Genomic DNA, 14,478 nt, shown 5'->3' on the forward strand with positions numbered 1-14,478 from the left:
GGCGTCCGCGCCCATGACAGGGTCAGGAGAAGAGGCGCCTCCAGGTCTCGGGGCCGGGATAGCCGTCGGCGGCGGCGCCCCGCCAGCCCTGGGCGCGCTGGAACGCCTCGACGGCACGCCGGTCGGCGTCACCCCAGCGGGGGGTGGGTCCGGTGCCGTAGTACCTCCCGTACCCCTTGCGTACGAACTGTTCGCCCAGCAGGGTGACGTACGTGTTCTCGGCGCCCGGCCGGAAGTACGCGCGCCCCGGGAAGGCGGGCGCGCCGGCCGCGTGGGCGGGCGGGCCGGGGGTGCCGGGGGTGCCGGTGACGATGTCGCGGCCCTTGCCGGTGATCAGCAGGGCCCAGGTGTCGGGGCCGGGGATGCCGTCCGCGTCGGTGCCACGCCAGCCCTGGGCCTGCTGGAATGCCTGGGTGGCGCGCCGGTCGGCGTCGGACCAGCGGGGCCCGGGACCCGTCGCGTAGAAACGTTTCGCCCCGCGCTCGACGAGCATCTGTCCGAGCGCCGTGACGTGGGTGTTGTTCGCGCCGGGGCCGAAGTGGGCGCGCCCCGGGAAGGGGGTGGCGCCGTCGGTCTGGGCGCCCCCCGTACCCGTAGTACCCGTCACTCCTGAGTACCGGTAGGCGATGTACCGGTCGGAGTGGGTCCAGTAGGCGTAGGGGGTGGCCTGGCGGCGGGTGCCGGGGCGGGTCTGCTCGTAGGCGATGTAGTAGCTGTGGGTGTAGTCCGTCCAGCCGCCGAAGATCACCACGTGGGACCCCTTCTGGGGGTCGACCGGGTTGTGGAACAGGAGGATGTCGCCGGGCTGGAGGTCCTCCTTGGCGATACGGACGCCGTAGCGGTCGAGGGTGCCCGTCCACTCGTTGCCGGGGAGGTTCCAGGCCATCGAGACGAACCCGGAGCAGTCCTGCCGGTAGCCGTCCGACCAGTACGCGGTCATGCTGTACGGCACTTTCGTGGCGACCCACGTCTTCGCGCGCCGGATGATGTCGGCGCGGGTGGTGGCCGGGGCCTTCACCGGGGTCGCCGGGCGGCCGGTCGGGCCGTGCAGCGGGGCCGCGCCGCCCTGGGGGGTCTCGGGCTCGCCATCTGCGGGAACGGCGCGGGCGGGGCTCTGGGGCGCGGCCTGGGCGGGGGGCGCGTGCGCGGCGCCGAGGGCCGCGGTGGCGGCCGACGCGGTGGCCACGACGATCACCGCGCGGGGGGTGACGGCGAGCGCCGGGCGGCCGGAGCCGCTCAGTCTGCGGCGTACGCAGCCGGTGCAGCCGCAGTCGTTCGCGGGATCGATCTCCTCGAATACCGGAGTCTCCATGAGACGCCCCTCACACTCCGCCAGACATATCCACTTCCATGCACATTCGCCAGCTTCTCAACTGTCGCCCGGGCTCGCATGTTGACGGTCCGAATGATGTACCCGGGTAGTACTCCGGTGTTCGACCAGGCGTTCGGGCGGTCGGGATCACCTCCGGGGGTCCTGTAGAGTTACGCCGTCAGCAGGCGCCGCTAGCTCAGTTGGTTAGAGCAGCTGACTCTTAATCAGCGGGTCCGGGGTTCGAGTCCCTGGCGGCGCACAGACCGGAGAAGCCTCCCGAGTGATCGGGGGGCTTTTTCGTGTTCCCGTGAGGATCATTCGTTGCGCACCTGGCGCGACACCTGCGGGGGTGACAGTTAGTCACAGCCTCGGGACTTGGCGTCAAAAGAACCTAGGCCCCGGGCCCTGGTCCGTTCTACAGTTCTTCTCGGATACCTCGGCCCCCCGGCTCTACAGCCTTGCGGTGCCGCTCAGTTACTCTTCTCAGACGGCCCCAGCCCCTGGTCGGCAACAAACCCACCGAGGTTTCCACGAACCTCCCGCGCCGGTCGCCGGGTTTCTCCCGCAGCCCGTGCGCGCGCGGTCGAGGACCTGCCCGGTCGGCGGTTTCGGGGGAGCGGGCCGCCGGCCGGGACAGGTGTACTCCCTTGCCGGGGACGGGAGTTCAGGGTCCCGTCCCCGTGAGGTACGCGGAGACGATCACGTTCGCCGTATAGCTGCGGCTGACCCGGTCGAAGGTGCCGCCGCAGGTGATCAGCCGTAGCTCCGCGCGCCCCGACTCCCTTGTGCCGTACGCTCGTTGGGCGTCGAAGCGGTCACGCCGGACGACCTCCACGTCGTCCACCGTGAACTCGGCGACCTTTCCGTCGCCGCGCACCACCCAGATCGTCTCGCCCGCCTTCACCGTGCTGAGCTTGTAGAAGACGGCCGGACGGGTCTCGGTGTCGACGTGTCCCACCAGCAGCGCGGTGCCGCGCGCGCCAGGGGTGACGCCGGCCGCGTACCAGCCGACGACACCGGCCTGGTCGTAGGGCGGCGGGTCGATCGCGCCGCTCGTGTCGAGGCCGCGGGCCACCACGGGTGCCTGGACGCCGAGTTCGGGGATGTCGATGCGCTGCGGGAGGGCCTTGGTCAACGGGCGTGCGGCGGGCGGGAGTTGCCGCTCCGGCGGACGTCCCACCGCCGCCATGTCGCCCGTTGTGGGGGCTGATATCCCGTCGGGGACCTCGGTGACCTCGCGTCCCCACAGCCAGAGGCCCAGGAGGAGGAGCGCCCAGGCGAGGCCGGTGAGGAGGCGGGTGGGGTGGGAGGAGCGAGGGTGGTCGGACACCGGTCAGGGCTTTCGGGGGGTGGTGTCGGAGGGTGTGGGGGTGACGCCGGGTACGGGGGTAGGGGTGAGGGTTTCGGTGGGTACGGGGGTGGAGGTGAGGCCGGTCGCGGTGGCCGCGGTGGCTCCGCGTCTGCGGAGGACCCCCCTGAGGGCCAGTACCGCGAGGGCGGCGAGGCCCGCGAGGGTGAGGCCGGTGACGGCGTGCGCGGTGTTGGGGGCGGCGGCTCGGGGCTGGGCCAGGGGCTGGGGGTGAGGCCGGGTTTCCGCCGGGTTCTCCACCCGCGTCTCCACCCGGTCCGCGAGCAGGTCCGCCGCTCCTCCGCCGCCCGCGTGGACGGGGGCCACCGGGGTCGCGTGCGGCGTCGCGCCGGGGCCCGCGACCGTGATGCTGCCCTTGATCTCGATGTCCGCGCAGGTGATCGTCACGGCGTACGCGCCCGGCTCGGTCGTCGAGCGGATCTTCGTCTCGCCGACGAGGGTGCCGTCGGTGCCGATCAGCCGGGCGTCCGAGACGAAGGCGCCGGACACCGCCTTCGCCGTCTTCCCCGTGCAACCACTGACCTTGAGAGCTACTTCGCCGCCGGCCACGGGCGTCGACGGGACCACCGAGACGCCCCGGCCTGCGTCCGCCGCGTACGCCGCGGGTACGACCGGGGCGAGCGCCAGGGCGGCGGCCAGAACGCTGGTACAGAGTGTGAAGCGGGGTGAACCCATCGTGAAACCTCCAGATAACTGGAGGCTTCCTCACGGGGGCGGCTCCTGCACCCTCAGTAGGGGTGGGCTACTCCGTACGGGTGGGGGTCACGAGGTGGGCCGGGGGTCCCGGAAGCGGCGGCGTTCCGGGCGCCGGGATGGTTCAGATCCGTTCGACGAGGTCGGCGATCGAGTCGACGATCCTCGAAGGGCGGTACGGGAAGTTCTCCACCTGCTCGGGCCGGGTGAGCCCCGTGAGGACCAGGTACGTCTTCATGCCCGCCTCGATGCCGGCCAGGACGTCCGTGTCCATCCGGTCGCCGATCATCGCGCTGCTCTCGGAGTGCGCGCCGATCGCGTTCAGCCCGGTCCGCATCATCAGGGGGTTCGGCTTGCCCGCGAAGTACGGCTGCTTGCCGGTCGCCTTCGTGATCAGCGCGGCCACGGCACCGGTCGCGGGGAGGGGTCCCTCTGTGGAGGGACCGGTCTCATCCGGGTTGGTGCAGATGAACCGGGCGCCGTCGTTGATCAGCCGGACCGCCTTCGTCATCGCCTCGAAGGAATACGTCCGGGTCTCGCCGAGGACGACGTAGTCCGGCTCGTGGTCGGTCAGCACGTACCCGATGTCGTGCAGCGCGGTCGTCAGACCGGCCTCGCCGATCACGTACGCGGTGCCGCCCGGCCGCTGGTCGTCCAGGAACTTCGCGGTCGCGAGCGCCGAGGTCCAGATGTTGTCGACCGGCACGTCCAGGCCCATCCGCCGCAGCCGGGCGTGCAGGTCGCGGGGCGTGTAGATCGAGTTGTTCGTCAGCACCAGGAACGGCTTGCCCGACTCCCGCAGCTTCTTCAGGAACGCGTCGGCCCCCGGGATCGGGACACCCTCGTGAATCAGCACACCGTCCATGTCGGTGAGCCACGACTCGATGGGCTTGGGGTCTGCCATGTGCGGGGTCTCCTGCCGTGCCGTACGCGAACGCACCGTGAGTACGTCCTCGGGCCCACCCTAAGCACAGGTCGGATCTTGAGGGAATGGGTGGATTTTCTGGGGATGGCCGGTGGGTTACGGGCTGGGGGACTTGAGGGGGATGAGGGTGAGGGCCGAGCCCTCGGAGGCAGGGGGTACTTGAGAGGTAGGGGGTGACCCGTAGTACCGGGGAGGGACGGCCGTACGGTACGACGCGTCGGCCCCCTTACCGGTAGCGCCTGCGGCGTACGACGACCAGTACCGTCCCCGCCGCGACAAGGCCACCGGCAACCGCCGCCACCCCCACGACGACCCGCCCGGCCCCCGTACCGGCGAGTTCACGGCCCTCCTCGGTACGCGCCCCCGTCCCCTGCGGGACGGAGGTGGAGGCCGAGGTGGAACCGGTCGTCCCCTCTACGGTGAACCGGTAGGCGTCGGACTGGCCGACCCACTCCCCGTCGTCCCCCCGGCGCTGGACGACGGCCGCGTGGGCGGTGACGTCGTTGGCGACGGCGTCGGAGGTGAACGAGAGGCGGAGCTTCACGGTGAGGGTGCGGTGCGCGGGGACGGAGAACCCGGCGAAGCCGCCGCCACCGGCGCTCGCGTCCCCCTTCCCGCCGAGTCCCGTGTCGTCCCCACTGCCGCTCGCGTCCCCCTCGCCGAACGGCCCGACCAGTTCGTCCGCGTCCGTCTCCTCGAACCGGACCGCGCGGGGGCACTCACCGTCGTAGAACTCCAGATGGACCTGGCCCGCCTTCAACTCCCGCCGCCCGTCGACCAGTACGACCACGGGGTGCACCCCGGCGCAGTCCCGCCCGGTGCTGTTGACGAGGTCCAGGTACCAGACCCCGTACCCGCCCCCGGACTCGTAGCTCTCAGGTCCACCCCGCAGCCGGGCGGTGAGCGGGAAGTCCCGGGCGTCGGGGGTGGCGCAGGCGGGTGCTTCGGCGGCGGGCGCGGGGAGGGTGGCGGGGACTACGGCGAGGGTGTCGGGGGCGAGGGCGGCCGGGACCGGGGTTGCCGGGGCGAGGGCGGCGGCGGGGACGCACAGGAGGGCTTGGCCGAGGAGGGCGGGGCCGAGGGCTGCCCCGGCGAGTCGGCGGGCGCGGGACAGGCAGGGTCGCATGGTCACGTGAGCCTGCCGGAGGGCGCCGGGTTCAGGGGTGCGCCGCTCCGTCGGGGCTCCGGAGTCCGCCCGTTCAGCTCATGTGACGTACATATGAGGCGCGTACGGGTGTGGGGGCGGCTTGGGTATTAGCGGGGTACAACTGCGGGACGTCGAGGGACCAGCCGCGTACGACTGCGAGGCGCCGTAGGTATTAACCGCCTACCCCTCCGGAGCTACGGTCTCCTCCCCCGCCGTATCCGCCGTACCCCACAAGTCCTACCCCCTCCCGAACACCTCTCCCAACCGCAGCTGAGCCGCCCCCACCGCAACCCCCCACACCCCGCCGTCAGCGACCCGCACCGGCGCCTCCACCACCTCTGCGGAGACCCCTCGCACGAACACCTCCGGTGTCTGTTCGATCCGGCGTCCGCCGAGCAGGACCTGGTCGATGTCCAGGAGGCCGACGAGGTTCGCGGCGCCCACGCCCAGTACCCGGGCCGCCTCCTCCGGGTCCCCGCGGTCGAGGGCGGCGAGGCACAGGGCCTCGACGCAGCCGGACTTTCCGCAGGGGCAGGGCGGGCCGTCGAGGAGGATCACCTGGTGGCCGAACTCGCCGGCACCCGTGCGCGCCCCCCGGTGGACCGTGCCGGCGATGACGAGCCCCGCACCGAGGCCGGTGCCGAGGTGGAGGTAGGCGAAGGAGCCGCCCTCGCCCGCGGCGGCGAGGCCGAGGGCGGCGGCGTTGGTGTCCTTGTCGACGACGACGGGGACGCCGAGTTCACGGGCGAGGACGTCGCGCAGGGGGAAGCCGTCCCAGTCGGGGAAGCCGGTGACGCGGCCGAGTACCCCGTACGTATGGTCCAGCGGCCCCGGAAGAGCTACCCCCGCCCCCAGAAGTCCTACGACCCCCTCGGCGAGCACCCCCCGCACCTCACGTACTAGACCGTCTACGACCTCGGAGGTACCCGCTCCCAGGTCCAGCGGGGTACGCCGTTCGGCGACGACCTGTCCGTCCAGCCGGACAAGGACCACGCGCAGTTCGTCCCGGTCGAGGTGTACCCCCACGGCGTGACCCGCCTCGGGGACGAGCCGCAGGACGGTGCGGGGCTTGCCGCCGGTGGAGGCGCGGCGGCCGGCCTCCGCCGCGAGGCCCTCCTCCCGCAGCCGTGCGGTGATCTTGCTGACGGCCTGGGGGGTGAGCCCGGTCCGCTCGGCGAGTTCGAGGCGGCTGATCCCGTCGGCGCCGGCCGTGCGCAGCAGGTCGAGCACGAGCGCGGTGTTGTGCCCGCGCACGGCGAGAAGGTTGGTGCCCGTCGTACGCCCCGGGTCGTTCGTCCTGTTCACGGCTCCATTCTCGCCCGCGCTTGCACTTTGGCAACAGCGTTGCCAAAGTGGACGGCATGAGTACTGGCGCTGCTGCGAACCCCCTCCGTGTGGGCCTGATCGGCTACGGCCTCGCGGGTTCCGTCTTCCATGCCCCGCTGATCGGCACGACGAAGGGCCTGACCCTCGACACGGTCGTCACCTCGAACCCGGACCGCCAGGCACAGGCGCGTGCCGAGCACCCGGGCGCCGAGGTCGTGGCGACGCCGGACGAACTCCTCGCGCGGGCGGGCGAGTTGGACCTGGTGGTGATCGCGTCCCCGAACAGGACGCACGTCCCGCTGGCGACCGCCGCGCTCGACGCGGGGCTGCCGGTCGTCGTCGACAAGCCGATCGCGGGGACGGCACAGGAGGCCCGCGCGCTGGCGGCGCTCGCCGAGGAGCGCGGTCTGCTGCTGTCCGTCTTCCAGAACCGCCGCTGGGACAACGACTTCCTCACGCTCCGCAAGCTCCTCAGCGACGGCGAGCTCGGTGACGTCCGGCGGTTCGAGTCCCGCTTCGAGCGCTGGCGTCCGCTGCCGAAGGGCGGCTGGCGCGAGTCCGGCGACCCGGCAGAGATCGGAGGTCTGCTGTACGACCTGGGTAGTCACCTCGTAGACCAGGCGCTGGTGCTGTTCGGTCCGGTCGCGTCCGTGTACGCGGAGGCGGATGTCCGTCGGCCCGGCGCCGAGACCGACGACGACACGTTCATCGCCCTGACGCACGCGAACGGCGTCCGCACCCATCTGTACGCGTCCGCGACGACCGCCCAACTGGGGCCGCGTTTCCGGGTGTTGGGGTCGAAGGCGGGGTTCGTGAAGTACGGGCTCGATCCGCAGGAGGCGGCGCTGCGGGAGGGTGCGCGGCCGGGGTCCGGGTGGGGCGTGGAGCCCGAGGAGCTGTGGGGGCGGGTCGGCTCCGGGGAGTCGCCGCCGACCGGGGGCGGCCGGGCCGTGCCGACCCTACCTGGGGACTACCCCGCCTACTACTCTGCGGTGACCGAGGCACTGATCGGTGGCGGCCCGAACCCGGTGCCCGCCACCGAGGCGGCCACCGCTCTCGACGTCCTGGAAGCGGCCCGCCGTTCGGCACGAGACGGATCGACGGTGAACCTGTGATGGTGAACAACAACCCCGCCCTGGAAATCACCCCTTCACTCGACGAGCTGAAAGCCCAGGAACGGCGACTGGTCTTCCGGCAATTCACTTATGACGACGCCTGGGCGCTGGGTTCCCTCCTGGTCGGATTGGCCCGTGAGCGCGAGGCTCCCGTGGCGATCGACATCCACCGCGCCGGACAGCAGCTCTTCCATGCCGCGCTGCCCGGCTCGTCCCCCGACAACGACGCCTGGATCGCCCGGAAACGCCGGGTCGTGGAGCGGTACGGTTCCGCTTCCTATCTGGTGGGCGCGGAATTCAGGGCGAAAGGGACGACTTTCGAGGAGTCGTCCCGTCTCGACCCTGACGAATACGCGGCGCACGGGGGCTCTTTCCCGATCACCGTGGAGGGAGTGGGTGTGATCGGGTCCGTGACGGTGTCGGGACTTCCGCAGCTTGAGGACCACAGGTTCGTGATCGAGGCGCTGGAGGAATTCCTCAAGAAGGACTGACGGATCAGGCGTCCTTGAATTCCTGCCGCTGCCGCCCGAGCCCTTCGATCTCCAGTTCCACCACGTCACCGGACCGGAGATAGGGCTTGGGCTCGGGCTCCCCCAACGCGACCCCGGCGGGCGTACCCGTGTTGATGACGTCGCCGGGGTAGAGCGTCATGAACTGGCTGACGTACCGAACGACCTCGCCCACCGGGAATATCTGCTCGGCGGTGGTGCCGTTCTGCTTCTGTTCTCCGTTGACCCGGAGTTTCAGCGTGAGATTCTGCGGGTCGGGAATCTCGTCGGCGGTCACCAGCCAGGGTCCGAGCGGGTTGAACGTCTCGCAGTTCTTTCCCTTGTCCCAGGTGCCGCCCCGCTCGATCTGGAATTCCCGCTCCGACACGTCGTGCGCCACCGCGTAACCGCCGACATGCGCGAGCCCTTCCTCAGCGGATTCCAGATAGCGGGCGGTGCGGCCGATGACGACCGCCAATTCGACTTCCCAGTCCGTCTTCACGGAACCGCGCGGCACGAGAACCGTGTCATAAGGGCCCACGACCGTGTCGGCGGCCTTGAAGAAGATCACCGGTTCCGCGGGCGGCTCGGCGCCGGTCTCCCGGGCGTGGTCGTGGTAATTGAGGCCGATGCAGACGATCTTCCCGATCCGGCCGACCGGCGCCCCCACGCGTTCGGTGTCCGCGTCGATCGCGGGCAGCTCGCCGCCGTCGACGGCATCCCGGACTCTCGCCAGAGCCGCTTCGTCCGCGAGGAGGGTGCCGTCGATGTCGTCCACGAGCCCGGAGAGGTCCCGTAGTACTCCAGCGGTATCCAGCGCCGCGGGACGTTCCGACCCCGCCGTACCGACGCGCAGCAGCTTCATGGTCGTAGTACCTCTCCCTCGCTGGTGGTACGTCTCCGGTGACCCCAGCCATCCGATGTCTGCTCGAATCCTCCGATCTCTCTATTCAGTCCGCAAGACCCCGTTCACGTACTGGACCGGCACGGCCGGGGGTGCGTCACCTGTGGAGCAGCGTCCTCTCCGCCGTCCCCCACGCCGTGCTCGTCACGATGTACAGCGCGGCGGCCAGCGGTACGACGGCGACGCTCACCAGCGTGAAGAACGACAGGTACGGCATCACCCGGGTGACCGCGCCGAGGCCCGGCACCTCGCTGCCCGTGGCGGCCGGCGCGCTCGTGCTCATGGTGCGCCGGGTCTGCCGGTACGAGAACCACGCGACGACCGCGACGAGGGCGAAGAGGCCCAGGTAGACGAGGCCCGCCGGGCCGAACAGGCCGCCGTCGCCCAGCGCGTCGGTCCACCGCTTCCCCAACGGCGCGGCCAGCAGCTCGTGTTCGAGCAGGCCGTTGGTCTCGCCGCCGATCGTCGGACGGGAGAAGAGGTGGAACAGGACGAAGAACACCGGGAGTTGGATCAGGCTCGGCAGGCAGCCCGCGAGCGGGGACACCTGTTCCTTCGTGTGCAGCTCCAGGACCGCCTTCTGGAGCCGTTCCGGGTCCTTGCCGTGCTTCTCGCGCAAGTCGGCGATCTTCGGTTGCAGCGCCGCCCGCGCCTTCTGTCCGCGCGCCGATGCCCGGGACAGGGGGTGGACGAGGAGGCGTACGAGGGCCGTCAGCAGGATGATCGCGGCGGCTGCGGCGGAGGCGTGGAAGAGGGGTTCGAGCAGGGCGGCGAACCGCTCGACCAGGGACGCGAAGACGGACATGGTGAGTGAGCCCTCCGGGGGTCTCGTCGTGCCGGGAGTGGTGGGGCGGCATGACGACTCACGCGGGCAGGCGTGTCCCACTGGAGGGGGCCGGGTTTCTTTCCCGGCCCGGTCGGTGACCTGGGGGTGCCCTACGCGGTGGTCGTCCGGAGGGCGAGCCCTGGGGCTCGGGGTCTGGAGCGGCCCGAGGCGTCGGGGTCACGTTGCGGCAGGAAGGCCGTACGGCGGGCCCGGTCCCGTATCGCCGTACGTATGCGCGTGCCGGGTACGGGCGGTGCGCAGCGGGCGGCGAGGAGGCAGCAGAGGGCGAACGCCGAGCCGATCGCGGCGGCCACGGCGAGGGTGGTGAAGAGGGGGCCGGTGTCGAGGAGGAGGGTGCCGGCGAGGAGGACGAGGAGAGCGCCGAACGCGCGTACCGGGAACCGGCTTTGCAGTCGCTCCATCGTTCACTCCCCCTCTGTCGCTCGGGCCGGTCGAGCGGCCGGATCACTGCCTGTGCCCTGAAGACGAACGGGCCCGGCCGCTGGTTCCCGCGCCGGACGATCTTTTCCGCCGGTTCCGGTCGCCGTCCGGCAGGTCTCGCCGCTCGGCCCCGGCGCCCGCTCACCCGAGTCCGCCGCCCCTCACTCCCCTCGCTCACCCCCGCCGCTCGCTGGACACCAGCTTCCCCCACACCACCAGCCGGTACCGGGACGTGTACTCCGGGGTGCACGTGGTCAGCGTGACGTACGCCCCAGGTATGTCGTACCCGTACCCGGGGTGGACGGTCGAGCGGGGTACGGGTCGTAGTACTCCGGAGTCACGGGCCGAGGTCTGCGGGAGGATCCGGTCGACGGCGTACGTGTAGACGGTGGACGCGGTCTCCACCCGGACGGTGTCCCCCCGCCGGAGCCGGTCGAGGTGCCGGAAGGGCTCGCCGTGGGTGTTGCGGTGGGCGGCGAGGGCGAAGTTGCCCTGGGCGCCGGGCTGTCGGGTGCCGGGATAGTGGCCGGCGTACCCCTTGTCGAGGACGCCCCGCTTGTCGATGCCCTCGGCGATCGGGACGCGGACGCCGATACGGGGGAGGACGAGGACGGCGTACGCCTGGGAGTGTCGGGGTGTAGTACCTCCGGACGACTGCCCCGAACTCCCCCCGGCGGAACCGGAGCCGGAACCGGAATCGACGGAGGGGTCCTCCTCGGGGGAACTGCCCTGGGCCGGCTCCCCCTCGCTCCCCCACTGCCGCTCCAGCGCCCGGACCTTGCGCTCGGCGCCCTCTCTGGCCTCCTGGTTGGTCCACCAGAGCTGGTGGACGACGAGCAGCAGCCCCAACACCCCTGCTGTGACGAGGAGTTCGGCGCCGGTCCACAGGAACCTCCGGCGCCGGGCGCGTCGTCGCAGGACGCGGTGCTGTACGACGTGCTGGACGACGGGATTCGGCACGCGGACCACCTCCGCCACATCGGACCCCGATCCGGGGTGCAGGGACGATAAGCGATAGGGACCAAACTCTCCAGACCTACCCATTCACGGCGTCGCGTTCGTCCGGTCGAACCCTTCTTCCATCGGTTTGTGAAAGGGCTGTCGTATGTCTCGACAACACGGCACGGCACCCCTGATGCTTCCTGTCGCACCCCACAAGGCCGGTTGGACGACCGGCCCTCCCCACAACCGTCGATCGACGACGATCGAAGCGGAGTAGCCATGATCCGACGCAGGACACTGCTCGCGGCCGGCGGCGGCGCGTTCCTCGGCAGCGCGCTGGCCACCGGCACGGCCCATGCCGATGCGACGATTGCCGTCAACCCCGGCTCCACGTACGGCACTTGGGAGGGCTGGGGCACGTCCCTGGCCTGGTGGGCGAACGTCTTCGGCGCCCGGGACGACTTCGCCGACATCTTCTTCACCACCAAGTCGACGACGTACAACGGCACTTCGCTCCCCGGCCTGGGCCTGAACATCGCGCGCTACAACCTGGGCGCGTGCAGCTCGAACTCGGTGGGCGGCGAGTCGATGGTGGCCTCGGCCAACATCCCCGCGTTCAAGCAGATCGAGGGCTACTGGCAGGACTGGAACAACGAGGACCCCACCTCCTCGGCGTGGAAGTGGACGGCGGACGCGAAGCAGCGCGCCATGCTCCAGAAGGCGGTCTCGCGCGGCGCGACGACCGAGCTGTTCGCCAACTCCCCCATGTGGTGGATGTGTTCGAACCACAACCCGTCCGGCGCGGCCGACGGCGGCAACAACCTCACGACGTGGAACTACCGCCAGCACGCCTCGCACCTCGCGGCGGTCGCCCTCTACGCCAAGAACAACTGGGGCGTGAACTTCGCGACGGTCGACCCCTTCAACGAGCCCTCGTCGAACTGGTGGACGGCGACCGGCACGCAGGAGGGCTGCCACATCGACTCGACCGTCCAGGCGGCCGTACTCCCCTACATGCGCAGCGAGTTGGACAAGCGGGGCCTGACCGGCGTACGGATCTCGGCGAGCGACGAGACCAACTACGACACGGCGCGCAGCACGTGGAGCGCGTTCTCGTCGACGACCAAGGGGTACGTCAACCAGGTCAACGTGCACGGGTATCAGGGGTCCGGCGGCCGAAGGGACCTGCTCTACACGGACGTTGTGACGACGTCCGGCAAGAAGCTGTGGAACTCCGAGACCGGCGACAACGACGGCACCGGCATGTCCATGGCCAGCAACCTCCTCTCCGACTTCCGCTGGCTGCATCCGACGGCGTGGGTGTACTGGCAGGTCATGGACCCCTCGTCGAACTGGGCGATGATCGCGTACGACGCCGCGACGCTCACGCCCGGTGCCGTACAGACGAAGTACTACGTGATGGCCCAGTTCAGCCGGCACATCCGGCCGGGGATGACGATCCTCGACACGGGCGTGAGCTACGCGGTCGCGGCGCTCGACCGGTCGGCGAACCGGCTGGTGATCGTCGCGGCGAACACGGCGACGTCGGCGCAGACGCTGACGTTCGACCTCTCCCGGTTCACCACCGTCTCCGGGGGTTCGGGTGGTGTCGTACCGCGCTGGAGCACGCTCACGACCGGCGGCGGCGACCTCTACACGGCCCGCTCGGACATCCGCGTGTCCGGCAAGACGGTCGCGGTGCCGTTCGCGGCGAAGTCGGTGCAGACGCTACAGATCGACGGGGTGGTCGTGTAGGGGGTACCTGAGAGCTACCCGGCGTACTCCGCGTACCGGTGACGGTCGGGGGCGCGTCGGGTGGCGGCGGGCCCGGGTATGACGTACCCAGGTACGACGTACTGCCATCAGCCACGGTACGGACCCACCCCGGCCTGCGGATACCTCACCTTTGTCACCGGCGGGCAGTACCGTGTCGTCCATGCGCCCCGACACGCCCGCCGAGAACGTCGACCACACCGCCGAAGCCGCCCGCCTGGAACGCACCGTGGCCCTCCACCCGGAGGACGCGGAACCGCTCCTGCTGCGGGCGGCGGCCCATCTGGAACTGGCCGGCGACCGCCCCTCGGCAACCGCTCTGTACGACCGTCTGCTGGCGACCCCGGACTCCCTGGACGCCCCGCACCTCACCCGCGCCCTCAAGGCGGCCAACCTCTGGGAGTACGGCCACGAGGCCGAGGCCCGCGCGATCATCGACGGCATCCGCGCGTCCGCTCCGCGCGACCCGGCGCCCTGGGTGATCGTCGCGGAGGCGCTGGAGTCCCACGACGAACTGGAGGCGGCGGAGGCGACGTTCACCGACGGCGCCCGCCTCCTCCTGACGGACGGCGCCGAACCCCCGTACTCCACGCACCCGTTGCTCTTCGGCCGCCACCGGGTACGCCGCATGCTGGGCGCGGCCCACGACGACTGGGACCAGCTCGCGGACACCCTCCACACCTCGCCGGTGTCCCTCGACGAACTCCATGACCCCAAGCGCGTATGGTCACTTGGCTCGGAGAACCCCGACGAACTGGCCGCCGAGATCTCCCGCCTCCGCGCCGAACTGGGCGCCTACCGCGAGGCGTTGTCCCGTCCGTTCCCGGTGGCGATCCTCCACTGGCCGGCCCCGGAACTGACCGAACTCCTCACGGCGTACCCCTCCCTCTCCGCCGAATACCCGTCCCACGAAGCCCACTTGGCGACCATAGAGTCCTCCCTCCGCGAACTCTCCGCCTCCGGCACGCCCAACCTCGGCATCGTCACGGGGACGGTCCCGTCGTACGAGGCGTTCGCGGCGTCGGAGGGCACGTCCCCGTCCGACCCGACGCTGCTGCCGCAGTACGCGACGACGTTGGCGGCACGGGGGCGGGCGGTGGCGTGGCCGCCGCAGCGGGGGGCGGAGTGCTGGTGCGGGTCGGGGAGCGCGTACGGAGAGTGTCACGGAACGGGTGCTTGAGCCGTCTTGTTACAACACACTCTGACCGGCCACCCGC

General features: G+C 70.9%; 14 protein-coding genes and 1 tRNA gene. 5 read left to right on the forward strand and 10 right to left on the reverse strand.

Features of this window, described 5'->3' with window-relative positions; genetic code table 11:
- Positions 1 to 22: 22 nt before the first annotated feature.
- Positions 23 to 1,312 carry a peptidoglycan-binding protein gene (locus ACQCO7_RS15590; protein ID WP_464072408.1) on the reverse strand — a complete coding sequence of 430 codons (1,290 nt, stop codon included), beginning with the start codon at positions 1,310 to 1,312 and terminating at the stop codon, positions 23 to 25.
- 185 nt (positions 1,313 to 1,497) lie between these two features.
- Here ACQCO7_RS15590 and ACQCO7_RS15595 point away from each other — a divergent pair.
- Positions 1,498 to 1,571, forward strand: a tRNA-Lys gene (locus ACQCO7_RS15595).
- Positions 1,572 to 1,976: 405 nt separating this feature from the next.
- Here ACQCO7_RS15595 and ACQCO7_RS15600 read toward each other — a convergent pair.
- From ACQCO7_RS15600 to ACQCO7_RS15620, 5 genes are all read right to left on the reverse strand, one after another.
- Entirely contained in the window at positions 1,977 to 2,642 is a 666-nt protein-coding gene (locus ACQCO7_RS15600; protein ID WP_464072409.1) for a class F sortase, read from the reverse strand.
- Between the two features lie 3 nt (positions 2,643 to 2,645).
- Complete coding sequence (locus ACQCO7_RS15605; protein ID WP_464072410.1) at positions 2,646 to 3,356, reverse strand: hypothetical protein; 711 nt, start codon at positions 3,354 to 3,356, stop codon at positions 2,646 to 2,648.
- A gap of 142 nt (positions 3,357 to 3,498) precedes the next feature.
- A complete protein-coding gene (locus ACQCO7_RS15610) occupies positions 3,499 to 4,278 on the reverse strand; it encodes an HAD-IIA family hydrolase (RefSeq protein WP_010356346.1) in 780 nt (259 codons plus the stop codon).
- 247 nt (positions 4,279 to 4,525) lie between these two features.
- The gene (locus tag ACQCO7_RS15615; RefSeq protein WP_464077210.1) at positions 4,526 to 5,425 is read right to left on the reverse strand and encodes a hypothetical protein; all 900 of its coding nucleotides are present in this window, start codon (positions 5,423 to 5,425) and stop codon (positions 4,526 to 4,528) included.
- 258 nt (positions 5,426 to 5,683) lie between these two features.
- Positions 5,684 to 6,751, reverse strand: coding sequence for an ROK family transcriptional regulator (locus tag ACQCO7_RS15620; protein WP_464072411.1), 1,068 nt, complete (start codon positions 6,749 to 6,751; stop codon positions 5,684 to 5,686).
- A gap of 56 nt (positions 6,752 to 6,807) precedes the next feature.
- On the opposite strand from ACQCO7_RS15620, the gene ACQCO7_RS15625 reads away from it, so the two are divergent.
- Positions 6,808 to 7,887: a Gfo/Idh/MocA family oxidoreductase gene (locus ACQCO7_RS15625; protein ID WP_464072412.1), complete on the forward strand. Its 1,080-nt coding sequence runs from the start codon at positions 6,808 to 6,810 to the stop codon at positions 7,885 to 7,887.
- Positions 7,887 to 8,378 carry a heme-degrading domain-containing protein gene (locus tag ACQCO7_RS15630; protein WP_464072413.1) on the forward strand — a complete coding sequence of 164 codons (492 nt, stop codon included), beginning with the start codon at positions 7,887 to 7,889 and terminating at the stop codon, positions 8,376 to 8,378. Before ACQCO7_RS15625 ends, ACQCO7_RS15630 begins: the two co-directional genes overlap by 1 nt.
- 4 nt (positions 8,379 to 8,382) lie before the next feature.
- On the opposite strand, the gene ACQCO7_RS15635 is transcribed toward ACQCO7_RS15630, so the two are convergent.
- The 4 genes from ACQCO7_RS15635 to ACQCO7_RS15650 all read right to left on the reverse strand — a co-directional run bounded on the left by ACQCO7_RS15635 (position 8,383) and on the right by ACQCO7_RS15650 (position 11,524).
- Positions 8,383 to 9,240, reverse strand: a complete 858-nt coding sequence (locus ACQCO7_RS15635; protein WP_464072414.1) for a fumarylacetoacetate hydrolase family protein — start codon at positions 9,238 to 9,240, stop codon at positions 8,383 to 8,385.
- 136 nt (positions 9,241 to 9,376) lie between these two features.
- A complete protein-coding gene (locus tag ACQCO7_RS15640) occupies positions 9,377 to 10,084 on the reverse strand; it encodes a YidC/Oxa1 family membrane protein insertase (protein WP_464072415.1) in 708 nt (235 codons plus the stop codon).
- A 131-nt stretch (positions 10,085 to 10,215) separates the two neighbouring features.
- Positions 10,216 to 10,527 carry a DUF6412 domain-containing protein gene (locus tag ACQCO7_RS15645; protein WP_050369599.1) on the reverse strand — a complete coding sequence of 104 codons (312 nt, stop codon included), beginning with the start codon at positions 10,525 to 10,527 and terminating at the stop codon, positions 10,216 to 10,218.
- 193 nt (positions 10,528 to 10,720) lie between these two features.
- Entirely contained in the window at positions 10,721 to 11,524 is an 804-nt protein-coding gene (locus tag ACQCO7_RS15650; RefSeq protein WP_464072416.1) for a class E sortase, read from the reverse strand.
- Between the two features lie 243 nt (positions 11,525 to 11,767).
- Between ACQCO7_RS15650 and ACQCO7_RS15655 the strand changes: the two genes are divergently transcribed.
- Together ACQCO7_RS15655 and ACQCO7_RS15660 are read left to right on the forward strand one after the other, a co-directional pair.
- Positions 11,768 to 13,243, forward strand: coding sequence for a glycoside hydrolase (locus tag ACQCO7_RS15655; protein ID WP_010356337.1), 1,476 nt, complete (start codon positions 11,768 to 11,770; stop codon positions 13,241 to 13,243).
- Between the two features lie 181 nt (positions 13,244 to 13,424).
- Complete coding sequence (locus ACQCO7_RS15660; protein WP_464072417.1) at positions 13,425 to 14,441, forward strand: SEC-C metal-binding domain-containing protein; 1,017 nt, start codon at positions 13,425 to 13,427, stop codon at positions 14,439 to 14,441.
- Positions 14,442 to 14,478 lie beyond the last annotated feature (37 nt).

It is taken from the genome of Streptomyces saintjeani (assembly GCF_055409605.1).

What these genes read in the sequence shown, in the direction of transcription:
- ACQCO7_RS15605 (WP_464072410.1), bottom strand. Translation starts at nt 3,356, where the DNA reads ATGGGTTCACCCCGCTTCACACTCTGTACCAGCGTTCTGGCCGCCGCC.
- ACQCO7_RS15625 (WP_464072412.1), top strand. Translation starts at nt 6,808, where the DNA reads ATGAGTACTGGCGCTGCTGCGAACCCCCTCCGTGTGGGCCTGATCGGC.
- ACQCO7_RS15655 (WP_010356337.1), top strand. Translation starts at nt 11,768, where the DNA reads ATGATCCGACGCAGGACACTGCTCGCGGCCGGCGGCGGCGCGTTCCTC.
- ACQCO7_RS15660 (WP_464072417.1), top strand. Translation starts at nt 13,425, where the DNA reads ATGCGCCCCGACACGCCCGCCGAGAACGTCGACCACACCGCCGAAGCC.
- ACQCO7_RS15640 (WP_464072415.1), bottom strand. Translation starts at nt 10,084, where the DNA reads ATGTCCGTCTTCGCGTCCCTGGTCGAGCGGTTCGCCGCCCTGCTCGAA.
- ACQCO7_RS15635 (WP_464072414.1), bottom strand. Translation starts at nt 9,240, where the DNA reads ATGAAGCTGCTGCGCGTCGGTACGGCGGGGTCGGAACGTCCCGCGGCG.
- ACQCO7_RS15610 (WP_010356346.1), bottom strand. Translation starts at nt 4,278, where the DNA reads ATGGCAGACCCCAAGCCCATCGAGTCGTGGCTCACCGACATGGACGGT.
- ACQCO7_RS15645 (WP_050369599.1), bottom strand. Translation starts at nt 10,527, where the DNA reads ATGGAGCGACTGCAAAGCCGGTTCCCGGTACGCGCGTTCGGCGCTCTC.
- ACQCO7_RS15615 (WP_464077210.1), bottom strand. Translation starts at nt 5,425, where the DNA reads ATGCGACCCTGCCTGTCCCGCGCCCGCCGACTCGCCGGGGCAGCCCTC.
- ACQCO7_RS15630 (WP_464072413.1), top strand. Translation starts at nt 7,887, where the DNA reads ATGGTGAACAACAACCCCGCCCTGGAAATCACCCCTTCACTCGACGAG.
- ACQCO7_RS15590 (WP_464072408.1), bottom strand. Translation starts at nt 1,312, where the DNA reads ATGGAGACTCCGGTATTCGAGGAGATCGATCCCGCGAACGACTGCGGC.